Source organism: Amycolatopsis solani, from assembly GCF_033441515.1.
Lineage (GTDB): Bacteria > Actinomycetota > Actinomycetes > Mycobacteriales > Pseudonocardiaceae > Amycolatopsis > Amycolatopsis solani.
This window is the reverse complement of record NZ_JAWQJT010000001.1, coordinates 4,434,337-4,458,278: the sequence shown is the minus strand read 5'-3', so window position 1 is coordinate 4,458,278 and position 23,942 is coordinate 4,434,337. Positions and strand designations below refer to the sequence as shown.

Here is a 23,942-nt window from a genome sequence, read left to right as displayed (position 1 = left end):
GGGTGACCCGCCGGGGCGAGGCGTAGAGCACACAAAGAGATCCGCGTCCAGCCTGGGCGGCCGGACGCGGATCTCGTTCGGTCTTGCGGCGCTACTGCTCTTCGAAGCGCTGGCGGAAGCGTTCTTCCATCCGCTGGGTGAAGGAACTGCGGCGCCCTGGTTGCTTGCCGCCACGGGAGCCCGATCCACCGCCCTTGCCGTCTCCGTCGGCGGCGTGCCGAATCGATGTGACGGCCAACATGACCCCGAAGAACATCACGAGGAACCCGAGCACGCTGATCAGCGGGATGTCGGCCACCCGGAACTGCGGCACCACCACGCCCAGCACCAGCAGGGCCACGCCCACTACGAACAGGGCGATGCCCTGAATACGCCGTCGGCGAGCGGGGCGACGCAACCGGGTGCCACGCACCGTGGATGCGAACTTGGGGTCCTCGGCATAGAGCTCGCGCTCGATTTGATCGAGCAGCCGCTGCTCATGCTCGGAGAGTGGCATCTTTCCTCCTCCGGCACAGCTGTCGCGGGCGCCGGGCCGCGCAACGTCCTGGACCCAACAGCCAACCCCAGGCGGGGTGGCACTGTCCAGGATACGAGGCCCGCGCCCGCACGACTACCCGATCCCGCATCCAGAAGGGATCGAATTGGGCTAAATCCCGCCGGAACCCCGTCGCGGACGGTCACCGTGGCCCATCGTGACCGGTTGACGGCCTCGACGGCGATGTGGGGGACGGGAAACGAGCGGAAGATCACCTTCCGTAGGCGGGTGGGAGGGAGGTGGGGCGGGCGGGTCGGATGGGGCGGAAGACGGGGGGGGGGCGGCCGGTCGGGTGGTCGGTGAGCGGGGCGCGGCGGGGTGCGTCGGTGGGGTGCGGCGGGCCGCTCGGATCGCGGCGGGCGCGCATCAGGCGGCAAGTCGGCCGGATCACACCGGACGGCGGCGCGGCCGGATCGCGGGGCGGCGGGGCGGCGGGGCGGCGGGGCGGCCGATCATGGCAGGCGGCAGCGGAGTGCCCGGGGTGCGGCGGTCCGACCGGATGTCGGTGAGCGGCGATGGGACTACCGCGGCGGGAGCGAGGTGATCAGCGGGTGCGATCCGCGGGGACCGATCGCCGCCGAGCCATCCGGAGACAGCAGGGGCACCGGGGCGGCACCCCGCAAGCCCCCTCACCGCTCCCGTGGTCCCAGCAGCGACGCCGGCCGCACGGCTGCCGAGCCGAACTTCGACCTTGCCACGTCCGCTGCCACCTCCGCGTCGCGCCAGCGCGGTTCCCGTGAGTCGAACAACAGCTGCTCCCCCACCTCCCCCGTGTCGAGCCCCTCGACCCGGACCCCGATCAACCTCACCGCGCCCGTCGGGGCGTGCTCCGTGAGCAACGCCACCGCCACCGCGTGGATCTCGCGGGCCACGTCCGTCGCCGAGATCAACGTACGAGCACGGGTGATCGTCCGGAAATCCGCGAACCGCACCTTGATCGACACCGTCCGGCCGCGCACGCCCCGCTCCCGCAGCGTCGCCCCCACCCGCTCGGACAGCCTCAGCAGCTCCAGACCCAGCGAAGCGCGGTCGTGGCGGTCGACGTCGAAGGTGTGCTCGGCGCCGATCGACTTCTCCGGGGAGTCGACCACCACCGCGCGCTCGTCGACGCCGTGGGCCAGGCGGTACAGGTGCTCGCCGATCGCCGTTCCGAGGGATTTCTTCAGGCGCTCCGGTGGGAACGCGGCCACGTCCGCGATCGTGTCCAGGCCCAGCCGCTTCAAGTGTTCTTCGGTGCGGGCGCCCACGCCCCACAGCGCCGAGACCGGCAGCGGGTGCAGGAACGCCAGTGTCTCCGCCGCGGGGACGACGACCATGCCGTCCGGCTTCGCCATGCCCGACGCCAGCTTCGCCACGAACTTGACCTTCGCCACACCGACCGAGCAGGTGATCCCGTGCTCGGCCTCGACCCGCGCGCGGATCTGCGCGCCCAGCGAAGCCGGCGTCGCGCCCAGGCGGCGCAGCGCCCCGCTGACGTCCAGGAACGCCTCGTCCAGGCTCAGCGGCTCGACCAGCGGCGTCAGCTCGCGGAAGATCGCCATGACACCCCGCGAGACCTCGCCGTAGAGACCCGAGGTCGGCGGGATGTTGATCAGGTGCGGGCAGAGCCGCTTGGCGGTCGAGAACGGCATCGCCGACCGGACGCCGAACTTGCGCGCCGGGTAGTTCGCCGCCGCCACGACCGCGCGGGGGCCGCCGCCGGACACGACCACCGGTTTGTCCGCCAGCTCGGGGCGGGTGCGCAGCTCGACCGACACGAAGAACGCGTCCATGTCGACGTGCAGCATCCCGCAGCCGGTGTCGTCCGGCACCGGCTCGCCGGACCGGACGCGGAACCGGGCCATCCCGCCCGGCAGTTCAGCATTTCGCCCCACGTCCCCGGACGCTACCCGGCACCACCGACAATTCCCGCTCGCGCCGAGCGCGACGGCCGGAATCCGCCGGTCAGGCCGGGGGCCGCGCCACCGCGTGCAGGCGCCCGGCGATCTCGCGCAACGCCGGGGTGGCCGCCGCCGCGCGCTCGAAGTCCGCCAGGTCCTCCTCGCGGACGTCGCCGGTCACCAGGTCCGAGATCACCCGGTCGCCCTGCAGCAGCGTCACGTCCAGGCCCGCGCGCTCCAGCCCGGCCCGCAGTCCTTCCGCGTCGAAGCGGCGAAGCACCGTGTCGCCCGGCACCACGCCGGAAGCGCTTTCGAGCAGCTGCCGGGCCTCGCCGACGCGGCCGGAGAGGGCCCGCTGGAGGACCGCCGCGTGGCGGTTGGCGACCAGCACCGACACCGCGCCGCCCGGGGCGACCGCCGTGGCCAGCGCCGTCAGCACCGCCGCCGGGTCGTCGACGATCTCCAGCAGGCCGTGCGCCAGCACCAGGTCGGCCGAGCCGGCCTCGACGTGCCTGCCCAGCGCGTCGGAGTCGTCCGCGATCACCGTGATCAGCTCGGAGACGCCCTCTTCCTCGGCGCGGCGCTGCAGCGTGGCCAGCGCGTTCGGGCTCGGCTCGACGACCGTCACCCGGCAGCCCGCCGCCGCGAACGGCACCGCCCAGCCGCCGCTGCCGCCGCCCACGTCGACCACGCGGGGGTGCTCGGCGCCCCGGGCGCGGGCGGCCTTCAGCTCGGCCTCGAGCACCCGGCGGACGGCGCCCGAACCCCGGGCGGCCACGGTCTCGGTCTTCATGCCGCACAGGGTAGTGCCCGCCCCCGCCCGCCTCCCCGGCTCCTCCCTTCGAGTGAACGCCCCTTGCCCGACGGCGCGCCTCGCCCGCACCCGTAGGCTGGTCGTCGTGCACACGGTCGCCGTACTCAGCCTCAAGGGAGGCGTCGGCAAGACGACGGTCGCTCTCGGTATCGCCTCCGCCGCCTTGCGTAGGGGCACGCGAACGCTGGTGGTGGACCTCGACCCGCAGGGCAACGCCACCACCTCGCTCGACCCGCCGTTCACCGACGCCACCCTCGCGGACGTGCTCGAATCCCCGACCCGGGAGATGCTCGAACGCGCGATCGCGCCCAGCGTCTGGAGCGAGGACGTCGACGTCCTGGTCGGCTCCGAAGACCTGGAGCTGCTCAACGACCCCGATGCCGACAGCGAGCGGCTGGCGAACTTCTCCCGCGCGCTGGACGAGCTGCACCGCGAGCCGCTGGGCGAGCTGCCCTACGAGCTGGTCGTCCTGGACTGCCCGCCGTCGCTGGGCCGGCTGACGAAGTCGGCGCTGGTCGCCGCGGACAGCGCGCTCATCGTGACCGAGCCGACGATGTATGCCGTCGCCGGCGCGCACCGGGCACTGGAGGCGATCGACAAGATCAGCAAGGAGCTCAACCCCCGGCTGCGCCCGATCGGCGTGCTGGTCAACAAGCTGCGCGTGCGCTCCTACGAGCACCAGTACCGGATCGCCGAGCTGCGTGAGAACTTCGGTTCGCTGGTGATGCCGACGGCGATCACCGACCGGCTGGCGGTGCAGCAGGCCCAGGGCGCGTGCAGCCCGATCCACGAGTGGCACTCCCCCGGCGCCCAGGAGATCGCGCTGACGTTCAACATGGTGCTGGCGAAGATCCTGCGCTCGAACCGGGCGGGACGGCACCGCGTCGCGGGCGAGGAGCCCGACGGCCCGGACTGGCCCGAAGGCCCGGCACCCGAGACCCCCGAGGCGCCGGCCGAGGTGTCCGAATCGGCGGGGTGAGCCGTGCCCGAAGGTGACACCGTCTACCTCGTCGCGAAGCGCTTCGCCAAGGCGCTGGCCGGGAAAACGCTGCTGCGCGGGGAGTTCCGCGTCCCCCAGCTGGCCACTGTGGACCTCGCGGGGCGCGAGGTGCTCGGCGTCGGCACGGTCGGCAAGCACCTCTTCACGCGCTTCTCCGGCGACCTCACCCTCCACTCCCACCTGTTGATGGACGGCATGTGGGACGTCTACGCCGCCGGCGCGAAGTGGCGGCGGCCCGGGCACCACGCCCGCGTGCTCCTCACCGCGGCCGACGTCCAGGTGATCGGCTTCCGCGTGCACGACCTCAAACTCGTGCCCACGCCGAAGGAACACGACCTCGTCGCCCACCTCGGCCCGGACCTGCTCGATCCACAGTGGACGGAAGAGCACGCGGCGCGCGCGGTCGCGAACCTGACCGCCGACCCGGCCCGCGAGCTGGGACTCGCGCTGCTCGACCAGCGCGTGATGGCCGGGGTCGGGAACCTGTACAAGTGCGAAATCGCTTTCCTGCTCGGGGTCACGCCGTGGACCCCGGTGTCCGAAGTGGACGCTCGGACCACGGCCGCACTGGCCCGCAAGCTGTTGCTGGCCAACGCCCGCTCCGGGTACTTCGACCAGAGCACCACCGGCCACCTCGACCGCAACCGCAAGAACTGGGTCTACGAGCGAACCCGCCAGGGCTGCTTCCGCTGCGGCGGACGGCTCCTGATCCGCACGCAGGGCCACGACGTCCAGCGGCGCCCGACCTGGTTCTGCCCGAAGGACCAGGCCGGACCGTACCCGCCGCAGTAGACGCGGTGCCGTGCCGACGCCCGCGGTCCGGCACCCCGCCGGCCCACCCGGGGAGCTCCCGGACGAAAAGGGCGTGCGGGCCGGACAGGAGGCACTCGTGTTCGCGCTGCGCGAACGCCCGGCTGGTCCGCGCTGCTGGAACAGCCTGCGACGCACCGGATCCCGCGCGAAGCCGGTCTGCGGAGTGAGATGAGGAAAATGACATTGCCGGATCTCGGGACCTTCGCCTAGCGTGGAGGTACACGAGAGAGGAGGTGGTCCAAAGTTGTATTCCAACAGGACTCGTGAGGTGGCTGTCCGCTAGCGGATGGCACGTGGAGGACTTTGAGCAGCGCTACAGCTGAGCCACCTTCTGGCTCATCGCCTGCTCCACGTGATGCCTGATAGCGAATACCAGGCAGTCACCGTGCCCCCGGGGTTCCCGAGCACCAGTCCGGCTCGGGCTCGAACGTTTGACGGCGTTCGAGAGACACCCCGGGGGTTCCTTACGTTGCTCATCTGTGCAGGTCATGCCACCCGGCGTCGCGGGACGACCGTCCGGCGATCAGCGTTTCGCCGTTCTGTCCCCCGGACGGCTGAAGGTCGCTAGCCTGGAAGCATGCTCAGGCCCGACTACCCGATCACCACCGATCGGCTGCTCCTGCGCCCGTTCACGCCCGGCGACCTCGACGCGCTGAACTCCTTCCAGTCCCGCGCGGACGTCGCCCGTTACCTCTACTGGGGCCCGCGCAGCCGCGCCGAATCGGCCGCCGCGCTGGCGAAGCGCGTGCACAGCTCCACGCTGACGAAGGAAGGGCAGTTCCTGGCCGTGGCGGTCGAACTGGCGTCGACCGGGCAGCTGATCGGGGACCTGAACCTCGAGTGGCTCAGCAGCGAGCACCGCCAGGGCGAGATCGGGTTCGTCTTCCACCCCGACCACCACGGCAAGGGCCTGGCCGCGGAAGCGACGACCGAACTGCTGCGGCTGGCGTTCGAAGACCTGGGGCTGCACCGCGTCATCGGCCGGTGCGACGGCCGGAACACCGCGTCCGCCGCGCTGATGGAGCGCCTCGGGATGCGCCGGGAGGCGCACCTGAAGGAGAACGAGATCGTCAAGGGCGAGTGGACCGACGAGATGGTCTACGCGATGCTCGAAGACGAGTGGAAGGCCCGCGACTGAGTGGCCGCTTTCACGTGAAAGCGACGCTCGGGTAGCGGTTCCGGGGCGGTTTGGCAGCATGGGGGCGTGTTCTTCGACAAGATCGTCCGCCCGGCGCTGTACCGGCTGTCCTACCACGACCCCGAGCTGGTGCACGAGCGCACGATCGGCGTCCTTTCGCGGCTCGGCAAGGTCGCGCCCGCGCTCGGCGGCGCGCTGCGCGTCGACGACCCGGTGACGGTGCTCGGCCTGCGCTTCCCCAACCGCGTCGGCCTGGCCGCCGGGATGGACAAGAACGGCCGCGCGCTGCCCGCGTGGGCCGCGCTGGGCTTCGGGTTCGTCGAGGTCGGCACGGTGACGAGGCTGGCGCAGCCGGGCAACCCGAAGCCGCGGCTGTTCAGCCTCCCCGCGAGCGACGCGGTCATCAACCGCATGGGCTTCAACAACGACGGCGCCGAGGCGCTCGCGGCCAAGCTCGCCCGCGACGGCAAACCCGGCGTCCCGCTGGGGATCAGCATCGGCAAGTCGAAGGTGACGCCGCTCGGCGAGGCCGTCGAGGACTACCGGTTCTCGCTGCGGGCGCTGTACCCGTACGCGGACTACTTCGCGATCAACGTCAGCTCCCCCAACACGCCGGGGCTGCGGCAGCTGCAGGACCGCGCCGCGTTGGCCGAGCTGCTCGGCGAGCTGCGTTCGACGTCCGCGGAGCTGGCCGGTACCGGCACCCCGGTGCCGCTGCTGGTGAAGGTCGCGCCCGACCTGACCGACGACGCGCTCGGCGAGCTCCTGGAGGTCGCTCTCGAGAACGGGGTCGCCGGGATCATCGCGACGAACACGACGCTGTCCCGCGACGGCATCGCGGCCGCGGAGAGCGGCCTGGCCGGACAGGCGGGAGGGCTGTCCGGCCGGCCGCTGACCACCCGCGCGGCCGAGGTCGTGCGGTTCGTGCACGAGCACACCGGCGGGAACCTGCCGATCATCGGCGTCGGCGGCGTCCTCGGCCCGGACGACGCCGTCCGGCTGGTGGACGCCGGTGCGTCGCTCGTGCAGCTCTACACGGGCTTCGCGCTGCACGGGCCGGGCTTGGTGCGCCGCGTCAGCCGGGGTCTCGCGAGCCGGCGGTAGAGGCGAACCGGACGTACCCGCGCCAGGACTCGTAGCGGTCCAGACCAGGTCCCTCCGCGGCGAGGCAGCGGACGGCGAGCGGGGCGGTGCCGTCGTCCAGCTCGACGCGGTCGAGCACGAAGGGTTCTTTCAGCGTGGCCGCGAACCGTTCGAAGGCGGCCGGGGAGAGCCGCCAGCGTTCGCCGTCGAGGACGGCGCCGCCCGGCACCACGCCGGGCTGCGGCGGCTCGGTCGCCAAGAGCACCATCCGGTAGCCCCCGATGGTCCGGACCGGTCCGCCGAACCGGGCGCCCAACCCGGTGAGCTCCGCGTTGAGCGGCTGGCCGCGCAGGTGTGCGCCGAACACGACGACGTCCTCGCCCGGCTCGGGGTAGGGCGTCATCGGCTCGTCCGTGCAGACGGTCGCGAGGTCGAGGGCGATCTGGTCCTCGAACGCCCGCGTCAGGAAGGTGACGCCGAACGGACGGCGGTCGCCCGGCAGCACCGGGACCGACACCGCGGCCACGTCGAGGAGGTTCGCGAACGCCGTGCAGGACGCCAGCCGGTGGCCCACGCCGGCCGGGTCGGCCAGCGCTTCGGCGATCCCGGGGTGCTCCGGCACGGTGGGCACGACGAAGGCGTCGAACCCGTCGAACGCGGGCTCGCGCGCGGAGATCGGGGTGAGCACGGCCCCCGACGCGGTCAGCCGGGCGACGGTGGTCTCCAGCGCCAAGGCCGCCGCCTCGCCGAGGGGCAGGTCGGCGGGGTAGGCGAGCCGCGGGTGCTCGCCGGCGCCGAGCCGGACGTCGGCGGGCCAGGACCGGTCGCCGCCGGTCATCACGGAGAGCGCGCGATGGGCCGGGAGCAAGCCGTTCGAGTACACCGAGACGCCGTCGGAGCCGGGCAGCAGCCCGCGCGTCGGCTGGACGGCGGCGACGGCGTTCAGGGCCGCGGGGACGGCTCCCCCGGTGCTCAGCGCCAGGTCGACGATGCCGAGCGCGACGGCGACCGCCGCGCCGTTGCCGCCGGCCTTGGTGCGGTCCCAGGTACCGGAAACCATGGCGGCCCCGGTCTTGCCGAGCACGATGGCACCGGCGGCGGTGAGCCGCGCGACGACCGGGGCGCTGGTCTCCGGGACGCCGTGCCCGGACGGCTGCCCGGCGACGTCGATCAGGTCCTGGACGGCGACGACGGTGCCGGCCAGCGGCAGGGCTTCCCCGGCTTTGACGCGTTCGTCGACGGTCTTCGCGTCGACGAGGACGTCTTCGACGGCGCGGAGGGTGGTCCAGATCTCGGGGCGGCCGGCTTCGGTGATGCGCTCGAAGGCGGCGATGACGCGGTGCGAGGCGGTGGGCGGGGTGACCGGCACGGGGTCCGGGTCCGGCGGGAGCGTGTTCACGGGGCGTCCTTTCCTCGGCGGGTCGAGAAAGTCCACTGTGTACGGTCGGCGCCGGCGAACCTCAGTGCACGGCGGGCCTCCCGGCGAGTGACACCTCTGCATGCATGACAGAAACGTTAGTTCGCGGACGTTTCCGTCGCGATCAGTTTCCGATTACGCCCGTGTTTCGGCACCAAGAGGTGAACAGGGGGCGACGCCGGGGTGAAACGCACGATCACGCACGGGCGGTGACGAACGGGCGGGACGGCCGGATGGGCGCCCTCGAACGGCGGAGCGGAGCCCCCGGATGGCGCAACGGCGGCCGGATTCGCGTGATCGGCGGGGAAAACGTGGGATCCGCGCGGGAACGGCCGGATTCCGCCACGGTTCGAGGTTGGGCGGCACGGAATCGGACGATCGGGAGGGCTCACGCAGGGGCATCGCCAGCCGTCGCACGAGCCCGGCCGCGCGGAATCGGACGCTCAGGAAAGCTCGCGCAACGCCATCGCCAGGCCCGCGAGGCGGTCCGTCGCGTCGGTGAGGTCCTGCTTCGACGTCACCAAGCCGTCGCTGGAGGCGGCGACCGTGTGGCCCGCCGCGGCGACCAGGCCGCGGTAGCCCTCGATGCCGTCGTCGAGCTGCTCGCGCAGCTTGCCGACCGCCGCGTCCAGGGCCGCCTTCTCGCGGGCCGGTGCGGAATCGCGGCCGCGCTCGATCGCCTGGATGCGGGCCGCCAGGCCGCGCAGCGCGCCGGCCGCGTCGCCCGCCGTCTGGCGGGCGTCCGCGACGGCCACTTCGGACACCGGGACCGCGCCCACCGCGGACGGCACCGAAAGCTGGCGCAGCAGCTCGCCCAGCGACGCTTCGCACTCGGCGAGCCGTTCCATGGGTTCGCGGGCCGCCGACCGGGCGGGCGGCAGCGGCGGCGGGCCGGCCGGCGCCGCCGGGATCGGGGTGCGCTTGAGGTCGCGCAGCTTGAGGCCGGACCGGACGCTGAACGTGCCGAAGATGACGACCCCGGCGAACGCCGTGATCGCCTGCGGCATCATCGCCGCGTTGGTCGGGCTGATCCAGCCCACCGCCGCGGCCACCGTCACGACCGCGCACAGGATCGTCAGGATGATCCACAGCGTCAGCGCCTTCGCCGTCCGGCGCTTCCGGCGTTCGAGCTTCGCGGCCGGGTGGTTCCAGCGGTCCCACTTGGCGCGCGCTTCGGCGAACGCCGGGACCTGGTTGGCCATCGATGTCAGCGACGTCGTCACGTCGGGCCGCCGCAAGGGCGGCCGTTGCAGCGGGTTGGGGCGCGGAGACTTCCCGCCGGCCTGCTCGGCCGGCGGGAAGTACTTCTGCACCTTCTGGAGCTTCTCCTGGGCGCGCACGGCGTAGTCGGGCAGCTTCTCGATGTGCTTCTCCAGCTTGGCGCTCAGTTCGCCGAAGTCACGCCGCTTGCCCTGCTGCCCCATGGCCCGCCCCCTCCGCACTCGTCGCCCGGTCAGGCCGGGTTCTTGCCCTGCTCGGCCTGCACGCGCGCCTGGATCTCCCGCTGGATGTCCGCCGAGCTGCTCGCCGGCTTCTGGGCCGCCGCGCCGCCGTCGGTCACCTGCGCGACCGAGTCACCGTGCATCGACGCGCGGATCTGCTGCAGCCGCGACTGGCCGGCCAGCTGCGTGGTGGAGGCCTGGACCTCCATCATGCGCCCCTGGACCGAGTTCTGCGCCAGCTCCGCCGAGCCCAGCGCCGTGGTGTAGCGCTTCTCGATCTTGTCGCGGACCTCTTCCAGCGACGGCGTGTTGCCCGGCGCGGCCAGCTGGCTCATCTGGTTCAGCGAAGCGGAGACCTGCTCCTGCATCTTCGCCTGCTCCAGCTGCGAGAGCAGCTTCGTGCGCTCGGCCAGCTTCTGCTGCAGCATCTGCGAGTTGCGCTCCACGGCCTTCTTGGCCTGGGCCGCCGCCTGCAGCGACTGGTCGTGCAGCGTCTTGAGGTCCTCGATGTTCTGCTCGGCCGTGACGAGCTGCGTCGCGAAGCTCTCCGCGGCGTTCTCGAACTCGGTCGCCTTCTGCTCGTCACCCTTGCTGCGGGCCTCGTCCGCGAGGACCAGCGCCTGCCGGGTGGACGCCTGCAGCTTTTCGACGTCGCCGAGCTGCCGGTTGAGCTTCATCTCCAGCTGCCGCTGGTTGCCGATCACGGAGGCGGCCTGCTGCGTCAGCGCCTGGTGGTTGCGCTGCGCCTCCTCGATGGCCTGCTGGATCTGTACCTTCGGGTCGGCGTGCTCGTCGATCTTCGACGAGAACGCCGCCATCATGTACTTCCAGAACTTCACGAACGGGTTGGCCATCTCCTCCGCCTGCCTTCTTGCGTCCCACGGGCCTTGAGTAGTACTCGGGGTGGGGCGTCGCTCCCCTGCTCATGCAACGCACCGACCCCGGCGTTGGGTTCCATCGTGTCAGGTCGGCCACTTCCGTTCCAGGCGACCCGGCGGAATTCAGGGATCGCCCTGATCACCCCGAGTAGGCAACGCGAACAGCCCCGGGCGGGTTGCCCGGGGCTGTCGTCGTGTCCGACCTGTGACTATGCCGCGATCGTCGAGGCCAGCTTGGGCTGGCCGATCGTCGTCCGCAGGGTGGTGTTCATCCTCGGCGCCGGGGAAACCCGCAGGTCCGCGAGGTCGTTCCCGATCAGCTCGGACATCAGGCGACCGCCTTCGATGCCGGCCGCCGAGGCCTCGGCACCCCGCTTTTCCCGGGGTGCGCCTTCCACGATCCGCTCGTCGACCGGTGCGACCTCGACGTTGTCGAGGGCCGAAACGTCCGCCGCCACGTTGTGCAGCAGTTCGCCGAGCGGAAGGTCCAGTGCCTGGCAGATGGACGCGAGCAGTTCGCTCGACGCCTCCTTCTGGCCCCGTTCCACCTCCGAGAGGTAGCCGAGGCTGACCCTGGCGGCGCGGGAGATGTCGCGCAGCGTACGACGCTGGTTGGTGCGGGCATGACGGAGCCGATCACCGATCGCCTCACGCAACAGCACGGTCATCACGCGCCTCCCTTCCGAACAAGTACCCCCTACGTTACCCAGAGCGGTGCCCGGTACGCAGGAGTTGGTGTGCCCGTACGCCAAGGGCGAACGCCGAATTCACGTCAAATGTTCCCCGAGCAGGGCAAACGCGGCCTGGACCGATCGGGTCCTGATCAAGTCGCGATCGCCGCTCAACCCCAGCGTACGGACTGTGACGGTGCCCGGCCCGGCCAACCCGACGTGCACGGTGCCGGGCGCCACGCCGTCCTGGGGCGACGGACCCGCCACGCCGGTGAGGCCGAGGCCCCAGGTCGCTCCGCACCGCTCGCGGGCACCTCGGGCGAGCTGCATGGCGACCTCGGGGTGGACGGCGCCGTGCTCGGCCAGCAGGCCGGCGTCGACCCCCGCCAGGACGGTCTTCAGCTCGGTGGCGTAGACCACGAGCCCGCCGCGCAGGACAGCGCTCGCCCCCGGCACCGTCGCGAGGGTCGCGCAGACCAGCCCGGCGGTGAGCGACTCGGCCGCGGCCACCGTCTCGCCGCGCGCGGTCAGGGTCGCGACCAGCTGCCGCGCCTCCACGCCCTCAGCTCCCGGTGACGCGGCGCCCGGCCGCCCGCAGCCGCACCGCGCGGACCAGGTAGTCCACGCCGGTCACCACGGTCAGGACCAGGGCCAGCCCCATCAGGGACCAGCGGACGGGGTCCGCGCCGGCCGGCAGCGGCAGCAGGTACGCCACGATGGCCGCAATCTGCGCCATCGTCTTCGCCTTGCCGCCCCGGCTCGCCGGGATCACGCCGTGGCGGATCACCCAGAAGCGCAGCAGCGTCACGCCGATCTCGCGGACCGCGATGACGATCGTGACCCACCAGCCGAGTTCGCCGAGGACGCTCAAGCCCACCAGCGCGGCGCCGGTCAGCGCCTTGTCCGCGATCGGGTCGGCGATCTTGCCGAAGTCGGTGATCAGGCCGTACTTGCGGGCCACCCAGCCGTCGAGCTGGTCGGTGGCCGAAGCGACAGCGAACAGGCCGGTCGCGATCGCGCGCCAGGTGGTGTCGTGGCCGTCGCCGACGAACAGCGCGACGACGAACAGCGGCACCAGCACCAGCCGCGACAGCGTCAGCAGGTTGGCGAGGTTGAGCGTCGGGACCGGGGTCGGCTCCGGGACCTGGGCCGGTGCGTCGCGGGTCAGGCCCTCGTCGGCGGCGTCGCTGGGGAGCGCACTCACCGGTCGGCGTCCGGTACCGCGCGGACGATCAGGTCCACGCCCGCCGAGTCCACGACCTCGCAGCGCAGGAAGTCACCCACCTGTGCCTTCTCCGGCGCGTCGAGGATGACGCACTCGCCGTCGACCTCGGGAGCCTGGTGCGCGGCGCGGCCGGTGAGTTCGCCGTCGTCGTCCAGCTCGACCAGGACGTCGACGAAGGTGCCGATCCGGTCCTCGGCGCGCTGCGAGGTCAGCTCCTCGACCAGCGCCGAGATACGCGTGACGCGCTTCGCGACTTCTTCGGCGTCGAGCTTGCCGTCGAAGCCCTCGGCCTCGGTGCCGTCCTCGTCGGAGTAGCCGAAGACGCCCACGGCGTCGAGGCGCGCGCCGGTCAGGAAGCGTTCCAGCTCGGAGAGGTCGTGCTCGGTCTCGCCGGGGAAGCCGACGATCACGTTGGTGCGGATGCCCGCTTCGGGCGCGTACTCGCGGATCTGCTCGGTCAGCGCCAGGAACGAGTCGGTCGAGCCGAACCGGCGCATCCGGCGCAGCACCTGCTCGCTGGAGTGCTGGAACGACAGGTCGAAGTACTCGGCGACACCCGGCGTGGTGGCGATGGCCTTGACCAGCTGCGGGCGCGTTTCGGCCGGCTGCAGGTAGGAGACGCGGACGCGCTCGATGCCGTCGATCTCCGCCAGGCGCGGCAGCAGCCGCTCCAGCGCGGTGGCGCCGTCGCGGCCGAAGTCCTTGCCGTAGGACGTCGAGTTCTCGCTGACCAGGAACAGCTCCTTGACGCCGTGTTCGGCCAGCCACATCGCCTCGGCGACGATCTCGTCGGGCTGACGCGAGACGAAGGAGCCGCGGAACGACGGGATCGCGCAGAACGAACAGCGCCGGTCGCAGCCGGACGCGATCTTCAGCGCGGCCACCGGCGCGTCGTCGAGGCGCGTGCGCAGCACCCGGGGGCCCCAGCCGTGCTGCGCGTGCCCCGGGACCTCGACGGTCTCCGCGGCGGCGGGCCGCTGGACGGGGCTGATCGGCAGCAGCTTGCGGCGGTCGCCGGGGGTGTGCGAGGCGATCTTGCGGCCGGCGACGACGTCGTCGAGCCGGGCCGAGAGGTCGGCGTAGTGGTCGAACCCCAGCACGGCGTCGGCCTCGGGGAGGCTGTCGGCGAGCTCGTGGCCGTAGCGCTCGGCCATGCAGCCGACGGCGACGACCTTCTTGCCCGTGTCGGACGCCGCCAGCAGCGTGTCGACCGAGTCCTTTTTGGCCGATTCGACGAAACCGCAGGTGTTGACCACGACGACGTCGGACTCTTCGGGATCGGCCGCCAACTCCCAGCCGCCGGCCGCGAGCCGGCCCGCCAGCTCCTCCGAGTCGACCTCGTTGCGGGCGCAGCCCAGGGTCAGCAGGGAGACGCGTCGGGTGGCGGCTGGGTCAACGGCAGGGGAAGGCACGACGTTCAGGGTAGCCGCCGGGCCCGGACGACCCGACGACGGCGTAGCCCGGTAGTGACAACGCCCGCGCCAGCCGATGTGGCAGGCTTGACGCTCGTGCCGTCCGACTCCCCCAGCCCGACCGTCCGCCGCGCGCGGATCGCCGACGTCCGCAAGATCAAGGCCCTCGTCGACTCGGACGCCGGCCGCGTCCTGCTGGAGAAGGACCTGGTCACGCTGTACGAGGCGGTCCAGGAGTTCTGGGTCGCCGAACTGGGTGACGAAGTCGTCGGCGCGGCCGCGCTGCACGTGCTGTGGGAGGACATCGCCGAGCTGCGCACGGTGGTGGTCGACAAAGCGGTCCGCGGCCAGGGCGTCGGCCGGGTGCTCGTGTCGCGCCTGGTGGAGGAGGCCCGTGAGCTCGGTCTCATGCGGCTGTTCGTGCTGACCTTCGAGACGAGCTTCTTCGCCGGGCACGGCTTCGTGGAGATCGACGGGACGCCGGTGTCGCACGAGGTGTTCGAGGAGATGCGGCGCTCGCACGACACGGGTGTGGCGGAGTTCCTGGACCTGCCGTACGCGAAGCCGAACACGCTGGGCAATTCGCGGATGCTGCTGCAGCTCTGAGCCACCCCCTACGGCAGCTGGACGATTCCCGCCTAGGGGTCGAAGTCAGGGGGAAATTTTCCCGACAACCTCCTTTCGGGCGGTGACCTGCGCCACTGCGTTGCCCGAAGCTGATCGGGCACGAAGTCACTCGATCGGCAAGGAAGCAACGATGCGCACGACTCTGCGGAACCTGGGGGCCACCGTGGCGGTGGCCGTGACTGTCGGCGGAGGCGTCCTCGCGGGCGCCGGCACCGCGGCGGCCGTCGACATCCCGACGGTCACCGACCAGTACCTCTTCTCCACGTCCCTGTCCGGGTTCGAGTCGATCCGGAACCAGGCGCCCTACTCCGGCCAGCTCGACTGGTCGTCGGACGGCTGCTCGTGGTCGCCGGACACCCCGTTCGGCTGGCAGTTCCTGCCCGGCTGCCACCGGCACGACTTCGGCTACCGCAACTACAAGAAGCAGGGCCGCTTCTCCGAGGCGAACCGGCTGAAGATCGACGACAACCTCTACAGCGACCTGAAGAGCGTCTGCGGGTCCAACGTGGCCTGCAAGGGCGCCGCCTGGACGTACTACCAGGCGGTCCGCAAGTTCGGCGGCTGACGACCGGCCCGGCCCAGGTGCGCCCGGGTGCACCTGGGCCAGGATGGGGTCATGGAGATCGATCACCTGCTCAGCACGACCCGCGCGGTGCGCCGCAAGCTCGACCTCGACCGGCCGGTCGAAGCCGCGGTCCTGGAAGAGTGCCTGAACCTGGCGCTGCAGGCGCCGACGCCCGGCAACGTCCAGGCGTGGCGCTGGCTCGTCGTGCGCGACCAGGAGGTCAAGAACCGCCTCGGGGTGCTGTTTCGTGAAGTCGGCGAGGCCTACCTGGCCGGCAAGGCGGACGCCGACCCGCGGGCGCTGGCGTCCGGGCGGCACCTGGTCGACGTGATCGAGCGCGTCCCGGTGTTCGTCATCCCGGTCCTGCAGGGCCGGCCGACCGGCGACAACGCGACCGACGCGGCCTTCTACGGCGGCATCTTCCCGGCGGTGTGGAACTTCCAGCTGGCCCTGCGCTCCCGCGGCCTGGGTTCGACGCTCACGACGTACCACCTCTCCCGCGAAGCGGAGGCGGCGGAGATCCTCGGCATCCCGGCCGGCCACACGCAGGCCGGCCTGCTGCCGGTGGCCTACACGACGGTGCCGGACTTCAAGCCCGCGCCGCGGAACCCGCTGTCCGAAGTGGCCTACCTCGACCATTGGGGCACACCGCTCAGCTGATCCGGACCGTGGCCTGCCCACCGTCCTCGCTGACCGACACCAGTTCGATCCGGCCGGCGGCGAACGACGTCGCCTGCGGGCCGGTGCGCGGGCCGCTGTGCAGCTCGGCCGTGGTGCTCTCGCCGCGTCCGGGCTCCTTCAGCAGGAACGCCAGCGTGGCCTCGCCCTGCCAGACGCACGTCATGTTCGGGCGGCACCGCGAGTCGGAGACGACCCGGGTGTAGCGCACGGTCAGGTCCCGCCCCTGCACGGCGGCTTCCTGCCCGAGCCGCAGGGTGACATCGCGACCGGCCGGCGCACTCACCGTCGACGACGGCGGCGCCCCCGCCCCCGGAGGGGCGGCGGGCTGCCCGGTGGCGACCGAGCTCCCGGCGCCCACCGTCACGACGGCGAAGGCGAACAATCCGGCCACGAATCGCTGTAGGTCCACGTGCTCAGGACGGAAGGGACTGGGCGGCGGGTTGCACCGGCCTCAGAGCATCTTCTCCACCAGCAGGCCCACCTGCGTGGACGGATTGCGAGCGTGCCCGGCTTCGGGGTGGCGCGAGCGCCGCACCGCTGCGTCGACGCCGTGCTCGTAGTGAGCGAAGCGCAAAGCGGACTTGCGGTAGCCGGGTAGGTGCCGGAGCAACCGCTTTTCCACATCGCCGTAGCAGTTCATGGGCGCCGCGCAAGCTTCGAAGTGAAGCAACAGCCAGTATTCGAAGCAGGGATTCGAGACAGCCAAGTTGACCCCAAGGCGCCGAGCGAGCACAACCGCTCGCTCGAGGTCGAATTCGTCGACGTCGACGACACACCACACCTCGTCATGGGCGCCCCTGGCGCGATCGCTCAGTTCCGCGGCGTACCTGACGACCGCCTCGGGATCCGCTGCCTTGACCTTCACCTTCACCGTGACAGCCGGATTGCGGCGGGCACGTTTCAGCCCTTCGAGGTAAGCCGGCTCCGTCGCTTTGGCGCCGCAGACCACCAACAGGGAGAGCCTTTGCTCCCGGAACGCCGGACGCCGCCGATCGCTGTTTTCCCGCCTGGTCACCGTCCGGCGATCGCTTCCCCGAAGTCACCCAGGACCGGGACGGCACCGTAGCTGCCCGCGAGATACCGTCGTTCGGTGTTCTGATCCTTGCGCGGCTTGAAATCGGTGAGCGGATACAGCTCGCTGGCGCCGTCTTCACCCTTCTCGACGAACCAAACCTGGTCGCGGTCGAGCAGGTCACCACCCAGCATGGTCCCCAGCAAACTCGTATCGTGCGTCGTGAAGATCAACTGCGCGCCGTGCGGGTTGGTCTCCTCAGACTGGAACAGCTCGATCAGCTTCGCGGTCAGCCGCGGGTGGAGGCTGCCGTCGATCTCGTCGACCACGAACAACTGACCCGCGTCGAGCACATCGAGCACCGCAGGCAGGAGATCGAGCCAGTTCAAAGTGCCGGCGGACTCGTCGACCAGATCGAAGGGAACACCGGAAACGCCGTGCTTGAACCTCAGCCGCGCTTGACCGGGGCCGGGCCGCCGGACCCGCTGCAGCGCCGTCAGGGCGTGCGGCTGGCGGATGGGCTCGCCGATGTCCTCGACCGAGATATCGGTGATGCCGACATCGGCAGCGACCAACAGCCCCAGAAGCCGCCGTGAATGTTCCGGGCCGCGTCGGAGGAAGGCTGCGACTCGTTGTCCGAGCGAATCCGTTGTCTCCTCCGCATACCGGTAGTGGATGCGGACTCCGGCTTTGAACCACTCGTAGACCGGCATCAACGGCTCCAGCGAGAGACGCTTGCAGATACCGAGGACGAGTGCGTCCGGCTGGATGAGTCCGTCCAGGACGGTCAGCTTGGCCTTGAGGTCCGGGACGGTGCTGCCGAACTTGAGATGTTCCCCGGTTCGCTCGAGGAGCACCCTCCGGCGCTTTTCCGGGTACGAGTACAACCACTCTTGTTCGACGATTTCACCTCGAACGACGAACCCGTAGGTGTAGCGGTTGCCGTCCGCGACGAGCTCGACCACGTAGGAGGAGGCTCCCTCTTCCTCGCCGTCGTCGAGCCGGAAGCCCTCTGCCGAGCCGATGCCGCCGACAGTTTCGAGCACCGCCGTCTGCATGTACCAGAGACCGTTCAGCAGGTTCGACTTGCCGGAGGCGTTCGCACCGTAGATCGCCGCGACCGGAACGGCTGTGCGAACGTCACCTGGCCGCGCGGGCATCAGCAGCAGCTCCTGCTCGTCGCGGAACGAGCGGTGGTTGCCCAGCCGGAAACTCCGCAGCACCCGAACACCTCCTCGGCAGCGCTTCACGCTGTTTCGCACCAGTAAACCGCACGGAACAGCCTGAAGCACCAGCCAGGGGACCGGCTACTCGTCCTCGTCGCCGGAGTCCGCGTCCACCGGGCCACCGCCGCGGATCATGAAGAGGACGCCCTCCAGCTCCTCCGGCTTGATCAGCACGTCGCGGGCCTTCGAACCCTCCGACGGGCCGACGACCCCCCGGCTCTCCAGCAGGTCCATCAGCCGCCCCGCCTTCGCGAAGCCGACGCGGAGCTTGCGTTGCAGCATCGACGTCGAGCCGAACTGGGAGGTCACGATCAGCTCGGCCGCCTGCAGCAGGACGTCCAGATCGTCCCCGATGTCCGGGTCGATCTCCTTCTTCTCGCCGGCCTTCTGCGCCGTGACGCCGTCCTGGTAGTCCGGCTGTGCCTGCTCCTTGGCGTAGTTGACGACCGCCGCGATCTCTTCGTCGCCGACGAAGGCGCCCTGGATGCGGACCGGTTTGCCCGCGCCCATCGGCAGGTACAGGGCGTCGCCCATGCCGATGAGCTTCTCCGCGCCCGGCTGGTCCAGGATGACCCGCGAGTCGGTCAGCGACGACGTCGCGAAGGCCAGCCGCGAAGGGACGTTGGTCTTGATCAGGCCGGTGACGACGTCGACCGACGGCCGCTGCGTGGCCAGGACCAGGTGGATGCCCGCGGCACGGGCCTTCTGGGTGATGCGGACGATCGCGTCCTCGACGTCGCGCGGGGCGGTCATCATCAGGTCGGCGAGCTCGTCGACGATCGCCATGATGTACGGGTACGGCCGGTACTCGCGCTCGGAGCCCGGCGGCGCGGTGATCTCGCCGGACTTCACCTTCTTGTTGTAGTCGTCGATGTGCCGGACCTTGTTGACCTGCATGTCCTGGTAGCGCTGCTCCATCTCCTCCACCAGCCAGGCCAGCGCGGCGGCGGCCTTCTTCGGCTGGGTGATGATGGGCGTGATCAGGTGCGGGATGCCCTCGTACGGCGTCAGCTCGACCATCTTCGGGTCGATCAGGATCATCCGGCACTCGTCCGGCGTCGCGCGCGCGAGCAGCGACACCAGCATCGAGTTGACGAAGCTCGACTTACCGGAACCGGTCGAGCCCGCGACCAGCAGGTGCGGCATCTTCGTCAGGTTCGCGGTGACGAAGTGGCCTTCGATGTCCTTGCCGAGGCCGATCACCATCGGGTGGTTGTCCTTGACCGTGGACGGCGCACGCAGGACGTCGCCCAGGCGGACCATCTCGCGGTCGGAGTTCGGCACCTCGATGCCGACCGCCGACTTGCCGGGGATCGGCGCCAGCAGCCGGACGTTGTCGGTGGCCACCGCGTAGGCGATGTTCTTGGTCAGCGCGGTGATCTTCTCGACCTTCACGCCCGGGCCGAGCTCGACCTCGTAGCGCGTGACCGTCGGGCCGCGCGTGAAGCCGGTGACCTGCGCGTCGACGTTGAACTGCTCCAGCACGCCGGTGATCGCCTCGATCATGGCGTCGTTGGCCTTGCTGCGGGACTTCGGCGCGTCGCCGAGCTTCAGCAGGTCGGGCGGCGGGAGCTGGTAGTCGCCTTCCACGGTCCGGGTGACCGCCAGCGGCGGCTCCGGTGCCTTCTTCGGCTTCTTCTCGGGCACCTCGACCGGCGGCTTGGGCACAGCCTTGGGCGGCTTGAGCGGCGTCGGCACCTCGGCGAGCGCGGCGTCGATGTCGAGCTGCTCGGGGTTCGCGTCGCTGCTCTGGCGGCGGCGAGACGGCTTGCGCAGCCGCGCGGCCTTCGGGTCCGCCTCGGTGACGGCGTCCTCGTCGGTCGCGAACCCGGTGCGCAGCGCCTCGGCTTCGGCGATCTCCTCCTCGTCGAGGCCCCAGTTGCGCAGCCGCTGCGGGATCTCGCGGACCGGCGTGCCGGTGAAGACGAGGATGCCGAAGACGAGCGCGAGGATGAGGATCGGCACAGCCACCCAGGTGGTGACGCCCATGGTGAGCAGGCCGCCGGAGAAGGCGCCGATGATGCCGCCGGCGTACATCCGGCCGTCGTTGGTGTCCGGGAGCGCGGTGAAGATGTGCAGCATCCCGAGCACCGACAGGACGACCATGATCGTGCCGATGACCATCCGCGGCCGCGTCTCGGGGTGCGGTTCGGAGCGCATCAGCGCGACGGCGACCACGACCAGCACCAGCGGCAGCGTGACCGCGCCGGCGCCGAGGACGGTCCGCGTGGCGATCTCGACCCCGGCCCCGATCGGCCCGGCGGCCCGCCACCAGACCCCGACGGCCGCCACGATGGCCAGCGCGATCAGGCCGAGCGCAAGCCCGTCACGCCGGTGTTCGGCCTCGAGCTCACGGGTGCGCCCGACCGTGCGCGCCAGCGTTCCGGTGCCCTTGGCCAGCAGGTTCCAGGTGCCGCGGACGCCCTTGCCGAAGATCCCGGGGGTCTTGCGGCGCGGCGCGGGCTTGCGGGCGGGCGACGAACGTGGGCGTGGCTTCGCGGGTGTACGCGGCTTGCGCGCCGCCGCCCCCTTCGCGCCGCTTCCCGTGCTTCTCTTCCTCGTCGCCGACCCAGCCATGCGTCAACGGTAACCGCCCGTGGCCGATCGTCCCGTGCGCCACTCTCGGCCCAGGGTGAACTTCTGCCTCACAACCGGCGCCGGACGGCCATCCGGGTGAACCGATCCGGCGAGTGCGCATTCGGGTGAAAACGGCGTCTGCCATGCTCTGCCCATGCTCGCGCTGCGCACCGCCGAACCGCCCCGCCGTGCCCCCGCCATCTGGCGGACCATGCTGAACATCGACCGCGGCCTGGTGAACCTGGTCGGGCGGCTCACCGTCACCGGCCGGATCCCGGCGCGGCTGCGCGGCAAGCCGCTGCTGATGACCGCGAACCACATCGGCGTGTTCGACGCGTTCGTGCTGATGGCGGCGTGCAAGCGGATCGGCATCAACCCGCGGTTCATGCTGGCGGGCGGCATCCTGGACGCGCCCGTGATCGGGCCGGCGCTGCGGGTCAGCGGGCACCTGCGGGTCGACCGCAAGCACGCGGGGACCGCCGTCGGGCAGTTCGCCGAGGCCGTCGAGGCGATGAAGACCACGCGCGAGCCGATCATCGTCTACCCCGAGGGCCGGATCAGCCACGACCCGGGCCTGTGGCCGGAGCGCGGCAAGACCGGCGCGGCCCGCCTGGCGCTCGCCTCGGGCGTGCCGGTGATCCCGATCAGCCAGTGGGGCGCGCACGAGGCCGTCTACTGGGGCACCGAGACCGTGAACGGCCCGGCCGACCTGGTCCCGCTCGCCCGCTCCGGGCTCAGCGCGCCACTGCGCCGGCCGCGGTTCCAGGTGCACTTCGGCGACCCCGTCGACCTGTCGGACGTCGAGCCGGAGCGCCCCGGCGCCGGGGTGCGCGCGCACGCGAAGATCATGCAGGCCATCACCGACGGCCTGGTCCCGCTGCGCCGCGGCGAGCTGGACCGCCCGCGCTTCCACGACCCGACGCGGCCGACCGACACAGTCAGCCCGTGGAAGCCGGTGCCTTAGCGCGGCAGGTGTCGCGGACCTGGTGGAAGTTCGCCAGGTACTCGGTGTGCGGGCCGCGGCCCATGATCCGCAGCAGGTTCTCGTCCTCCTGGCGCAGCGACGACCACGCGTAGTTGTGGCTGCCGGTGTAGACACGCGGGACGATGTCGTCGTCGAAGCCGCCGTCGATCAGCAGGTACTTCGAGTGCACGCGGATGTCCAGACCGGGCCCGGCGTGGTAATCGCACTTCGTCACCTGGACACCCTTCAGCGCGTCCAGGACCGCCTGGCTTGCCGAGCTGTACACGACGTCCACCCAGCACCCGGCCTTGCTCAGCGCGGCCAGCTTCTGCGCGACGGCGGGCCGGGTGAAGGCCCACATCGCGAGCCGGACGTCGGTCTGGTGCTTCGAGCCGTCGGTCTCGGTGTACCCGCAGTGCACCGAGTTCAGCGTGCTGACGATCGTGTCCGTGCCGGGGTCTTCGAACGGCTTGCCGGCACCTTCGTGGCGGGGGAAGAAGAACGCGCGGTAGTCCGTGCCCGAGCCGGAGTCGCGGTAGTAGTCGTTGTTCCCGTCCTTCGTGTGGCGGTAGGCGCGCAGGTCCTCGAAGTACCGGCCGTAGGCGGCGAACGTGCCGGGGTCGCGGTAGGTGAACGCGTTGTTGTAGGACTCGTTCGCGTCCCAGACGCCGATGTTCGCCGAAGTCACGTACACGACGTCCGCGCGCACGCTGCCGTCGTTCAGGACCACCTTGGAGAACAAGCCGAACTTGTTGTGGTTGTCGGCGTAGGCGGGCCCGTCGGACCACTGCTTGACCCGCGTGCCGATGCAGCCGCGCCGCACGCCGGGGAACTGGTCGCCGCAGGTAACGACCCAGCTGGGGCGGGTGTCGTCGGTCCCGAGCGCCGCCTTCAACCGGGTGTGCGGGCCGTTGCCGGCCTGCCCCTGGTCCAGGACGATCTTCACCCGGACCCCGCGTTCGTGCGCGGCGACGAAGTGGTCGACCAGGTCCGGCGCGTCCGGGCGGTCCTCGGTGTCCGGGGTGTCGAAGCCGAACACCGTCAGCCGGATCTCCTCGCCCGCGGGCACCCGGTCGACCAGGCCGGCGAGCTGGACGGCGATGGCGTTCTGCCGGGCCGTGCTCCCGGCGGGGTCGTTGAACACGGCGTGCCCGATCACCGGGTCGGGCGTGGCTCCGGCGGCCCGCGCCGGGACGGCGGGGAGCAGCGCCAGTGCGGCCAGGAGCGTCACGAGCTTCATCGGCCCAGGACAGCGGACCGGCGTACAAGGCGCGTACATCCCGGATCATGGAACCCCCGGCCGGGCCCCCTAGAGTCGGTGGACGTGAGCACACGGATCCTCGTCGTCTACTACAGCTCGACCGGCAACACCGCGGCCCTCGCCGAGTCCCTCGCCGCCGGGGCTCGCGAAACCGGCGCCGAGGTGCGGGTGCGGACCGTGCGGGAGACCGCGCCCGAGGCGGCCGTCGCGCAGAACCCGCGCTGGCAGGCCTGGATCGACTCCGGGCCGCACCACGCGCTGGCCGAGCTCGAGGACCTCGAGTGGGCCGACGGGCTCGCGATCGGCAGCCCGACCCGGTTCGGCGGCCCGGCCGCCCAGCTGAAGTCGTTCCTGGACAGTACGGGTGGCCTGTGGGCGAAGGGCAGGCTCGCCGACAAGGTCGCGACGTCGTTCACGACGGCGTCCACCGCGCACGGCGGCCTGGAGTCGACGCTGCTGGCGATCAACAACGTCTTCTACCACTGGGGCGCGATCGTCGTGCCGCTCGGCTACACCGACCCGCACCTGATGGAGTCGGGCAACCCGTACGGCGGCTCCTTCGTGTCGCGGAAGTCGGCGGCGCCCGACGAGCTCGCGCTCGGCGCGCTGCGCGTCCAGGGACGGCGGCTGGCCACCATCACGACGCACGTCGCGACCGGCCTCAAGCGCGGCGAGTAACCGGAAAAACCGCTTTGGCAGTCACGCGGTCGCGCTTAGAGTC

24 protein-coding genes are annotated in these 23,942 nt (G+C 71.2%); 9 read left to right on the top strand and 15 right to left on the bottom strand.

The window, feature by feature from the left end; translation table 11 throughout:
• Positions 1–91: 91 nt before the first annotated feature.
• The 3 genes from SD460_RS20785 to SD460_RS20775 all read right to left on the bottom strand — a co-directional run bounded on the left by SD460_RS20785 (position 92) and on the right by SD460_RS20775 (position 3,208).
• Complete coding sequence (locus tag SD460_RS20785; protein WP_086863787.1) at positions 92–496, bottom strand: SCO2097 family morphological protein; 405 nt, start codon at positions 494–496, stop codon at positions 92–94.
• Positions 497–1,164: 668 nt separating this feature from the next.
• A complete protein-coding gene (locus tag SD460_RS20780) occupies positions 1,165–2,379 on the bottom strand; it encodes a DNA polymerase IV (protein WP_290062080.1) in 1,215 nt (404 codons plus the stop codon).
• Between the two features lie 100 nt (positions 2,380–2,479).
• Positions 2,480–3,208, bottom strand: coding sequence for a methyltransferase domain-containing protein (locus SD460_RS20775; protein ID WP_290062079.1), 729 nt, complete (start codon positions 3,206–3,208; stop codon positions 2,480–2,482).
• A gap of 106 nt (positions 3,209–3,314) precedes the next feature.
• On the opposite strand from SD460_RS20775, the gene SD460_RS20770 reads away from it, so the two are divergent.
• From SD460_RS20770 to SD460_RS20755, 4 genes are all read left to right on the top strand, one after another.
• Entirely contained in the window at positions 3,315–4,208 is an 894-nt protein-coding gene (locus SD460_RS20770) for a ParA family protein (protein WP_290062078.1), read from the top strand.
• A 3-nt stretch (positions 4,209–4,211) separates the two neighbouring features.
• Positions 4,212–5,021 carry a DNA-formamidopyrimidine glycosylase family protein gene (locus tag SD460_RS20765; protein WP_290062077.1) on the top strand — a complete coding sequence of 270 codons (810 nt, stop codon included), beginning with the start codon at positions 4,212–4,214 and terminating at the stop codon, positions 5,019–5,021.
• 598 nt (positions 5,022–5,619) lie between these two features.
• Positions 5,620–6,180 (top strand): GNAT family N-acetyltransferase, encoded by a 561-nt coding sequence (locus SD460_RS20760; RefSeq protein ID WP_290062076.1) that lies wholly within the window; start codon positions 5,620–5,622, stop codon positions 6,178–6,180.
• 66 nt (positions 6,181–6,246) lie between these two features.
• Positions 6,247–7,284, top strand: coding sequence for a quinone-dependent dihydroorotate dehydrogenase (locus tag SD460_RS20755; protein ID WP_318306530.1), 1,038 nt, complete (start codon positions 6,247–6,249; stop codon positions 7,282–7,284).
• On the opposite strand, the gene SD460_RS20750 is transcribed toward SD460_RS20755, so the two are convergent.
• The 7 genes from SD460_RS20750 to rimO all read right to left on the bottom strand — a co-directional run bounded on the left by SD460_RS20750 (position 7,256) and on the right by rimO (position 14,308).
• Positions 7,256–8,662 carry an allophanate hydrolase-related protein gene (locus SD460_RS20750; RefSeq protein WP_318306529.1) on the bottom strand — a complete coding sequence of 469 codons (1,407 nt, stop codon included), beginning with the start codon at positions 8,660–8,662 and terminating at the stop codon, positions 7,256–7,258. The genes SD460_RS20755 and SD460_RS20750 overlap by 29 nt on opposite strands.
• 461 nt (positions 8,663–9,123) lie before the next feature.
• On the bottom strand, positions 9,124–10,104 hold the full coding sequence (gene pspM / locus SD460_RS20745; protein ID WP_318306528.1) for a phage shock envelope stress response protein PspM: 981 nt from the start codon (positions 10,102–10,104) through the stop codon (positions 9,124–9,126).
• Between the two features lie 29 nt (positions 10,105–10,133).
• Entirely contained in the window at positions 10,134–10,976 is an 843-nt protein-coding gene (locus SD460_RS20740) for a PspA/IM30 family protein (RefSeq protein ID WP_247021172.1), read from the bottom strand.
• Positions 10,977–11,209: 233 nt separating this feature from the next.
• A complete protein-coding gene (locus SD460_RS20735; RefSeq protein ID WP_043785204.1) occupies positions 11,210–11,668 on the bottom strand; it encodes a helix-turn-helix domain-containing protein in 459 nt (152 codons plus the stop codon).
• A gap of 99 nt (positions 11,669–11,767) precedes the next feature.
• A complete protein-coding gene (locus SD460_RS20730; protein ID WP_318306527.1) occupies positions 11,768–12,229 on the bottom strand; it encodes a CinA family protein in 462 nt (153 codons plus the stop codon).
• Positions 12,230–12,233: 4 nt separating this feature from the next.
• Entirely contained in the window at positions 12,234–12,875 is a 642-nt protein-coding gene (gene pgsA, locus SD460_RS20725; RefSeq protein WP_318306526.1) for a CDP-diacylglycerol--glycerol-3-phosphate 3-phosphatidyltransferase, read from the bottom strand.
• Entirely contained in the window at positions 12,872–14,308 is a 1,437-nt protein-coding gene (gene rimO, locus SD460_RS20720; protein WP_290055012.1) for a 30S ribosomal protein S12 methylthiotransferase RimO, read from the bottom strand. The genes pgsA and rimO overlap by 4 nt, the downstream gene beginning before the upstream one ends.
• Before the next feature lie 87 nt (positions 14,309–14,395).
• Between rimO and SD460_RS20715 the strand changes: the two genes are divergently transcribed.
• The 3 genes from SD460_RS20715 to SD460_RS20705 all read left to right on the top strand — a co-directional run bounded on the left by SD460_RS20715 (position 14,396) and on the right by SD460_RS20705 (position 16,160).
• On the top strand, positions 14,396–14,914 hold the full coding sequence (locus SD460_RS20715; RefSeq protein WP_438860593.1) for an amino-acid N-acetyltransferase: 519 nt from the start codon (positions 14,396–14,398) through the stop codon (positions 14,912–14,914).
• Positions 14,915–15,065: 151 nt separating this feature from the next.
• Positions 15,066–15,500, top strand: coding sequence for a phospholipase (locus SD460_RS20710; protein ID WP_290055015.1), 435 nt, complete (start codon positions 15,066–15,068; stop codon positions 15,498–15,500).
• A gap of 51 nt (positions 15,501–15,551) precedes the next feature.
• Positions 15,552–16,160: a nitroreductase family protein gene (locus SD460_RS20705; protein ID WP_318306525.1), complete on the top strand. Its 609-nt coding sequence runs from the start codon at positions 15,552–15,554 to the stop codon at positions 16,158–16,160.
• Here the strand turns inward: SD460_RS20705 and SD460_RS20700 are convergent.
• The 4 genes from SD460_RS20700 to SD460_RS20685 all read right to left on the bottom strand — a co-directional run bounded on the left by SD460_RS20700 (position 16,153) and on the right by SD460_RS20685 (position 20,996).
• Positions 16,153–16,590 (bottom strand): hypothetical protein, encoded by a 438-nt coding sequence (locus SD460_RS20700; RefSeq protein ID WP_318306524.1) that lies wholly within the window; start codon positions 16,588–16,590, stop codon positions 16,153–16,155. The two genes, SD460_RS20705 and SD460_RS20700, sit on opposite strands and share 8 nt — an antisense overlap.
• A gap of 42 nt (positions 16,591–16,632) precedes the next feature.
• Positions 16,633–17,196, bottom strand: a complete 564-nt coding sequence (locus SD460_RS20695) for an RloB family protein (protein WP_318306523.1) — start codon at positions 17,194–17,196, stop codon at positions 16,633–16,635.
• Positions 17,193–18,416, bottom strand: coding sequence for an AAA family ATPase (locus tag SD460_RS20690; RefSeq protein ID WP_290055025.1), 1,224 nt, complete (start codon positions 18,414–18,416; stop codon positions 17,193–17,195). Before SD460_RS20690 ends, SD460_RS20695 begins: the two co-directional genes overlap by 4 nt.
• 84 nt (positions 18,417–18,500) lie before the next feature.
• A complete protein-coding gene (locus SD460_RS20685) occupies positions 18,501–20,996 on the bottom strand; it encodes a DNA translocase FtsK (RefSeq protein WP_290055027.1) in 2,496 nt (831 codons plus the stop codon).
• 154 nt (positions 20,997–21,150) lie between these two features.
• Between SD460_RS20685 and SD460_RS20680 the strand changes: the two genes are divergently transcribed.
• Positions 21,151–21,960 carry a lysophospholipid acyltransferase family protein gene (locus SD460_RS20680; RefSeq protein ID WP_290055031.1) on the top strand — a complete coding sequence of 270 codons (810 nt, stop codon included), beginning with the start codon at positions 21,151–21,153 and terminating at the stop codon, positions 21,958–21,960.
• On the opposite strand, the gene SD460_RS20675 is transcribed toward SD460_RS20680, so the two are convergent.
• Positions 21,935–23,200: a phospholipase D-like domain-containing protein gene (locus SD460_RS20675; protein WP_290055034.1), complete on the bottom strand. Its 1,266-nt coding sequence runs from the start codon at positions 23,198–23,200 to the stop codon at positions 21,935–21,937. The two genes, SD460_RS20680 and SD460_RS20675, sit on opposite strands and share 26 nt — an antisense overlap.
• 84 nt (positions 23,201–23,284) lie before the next feature.
• Between SD460_RS20675 and wrbA the strand changes: the two genes are divergently transcribed.
• Complete coding sequence (gene wrbA, locus SD460_RS20670) at positions 23,285–23,899, top strand: NAD(P)H:quinone oxidoreductase (RefSeq protein ID WP_290055037.1); 615 nt, start codon at positions 23,285–23,287, stop codon at positions 23,897–23,899.
• The last annotated feature ends 43 nt before the right edge of the window (positions 23,900–23,942 follow it).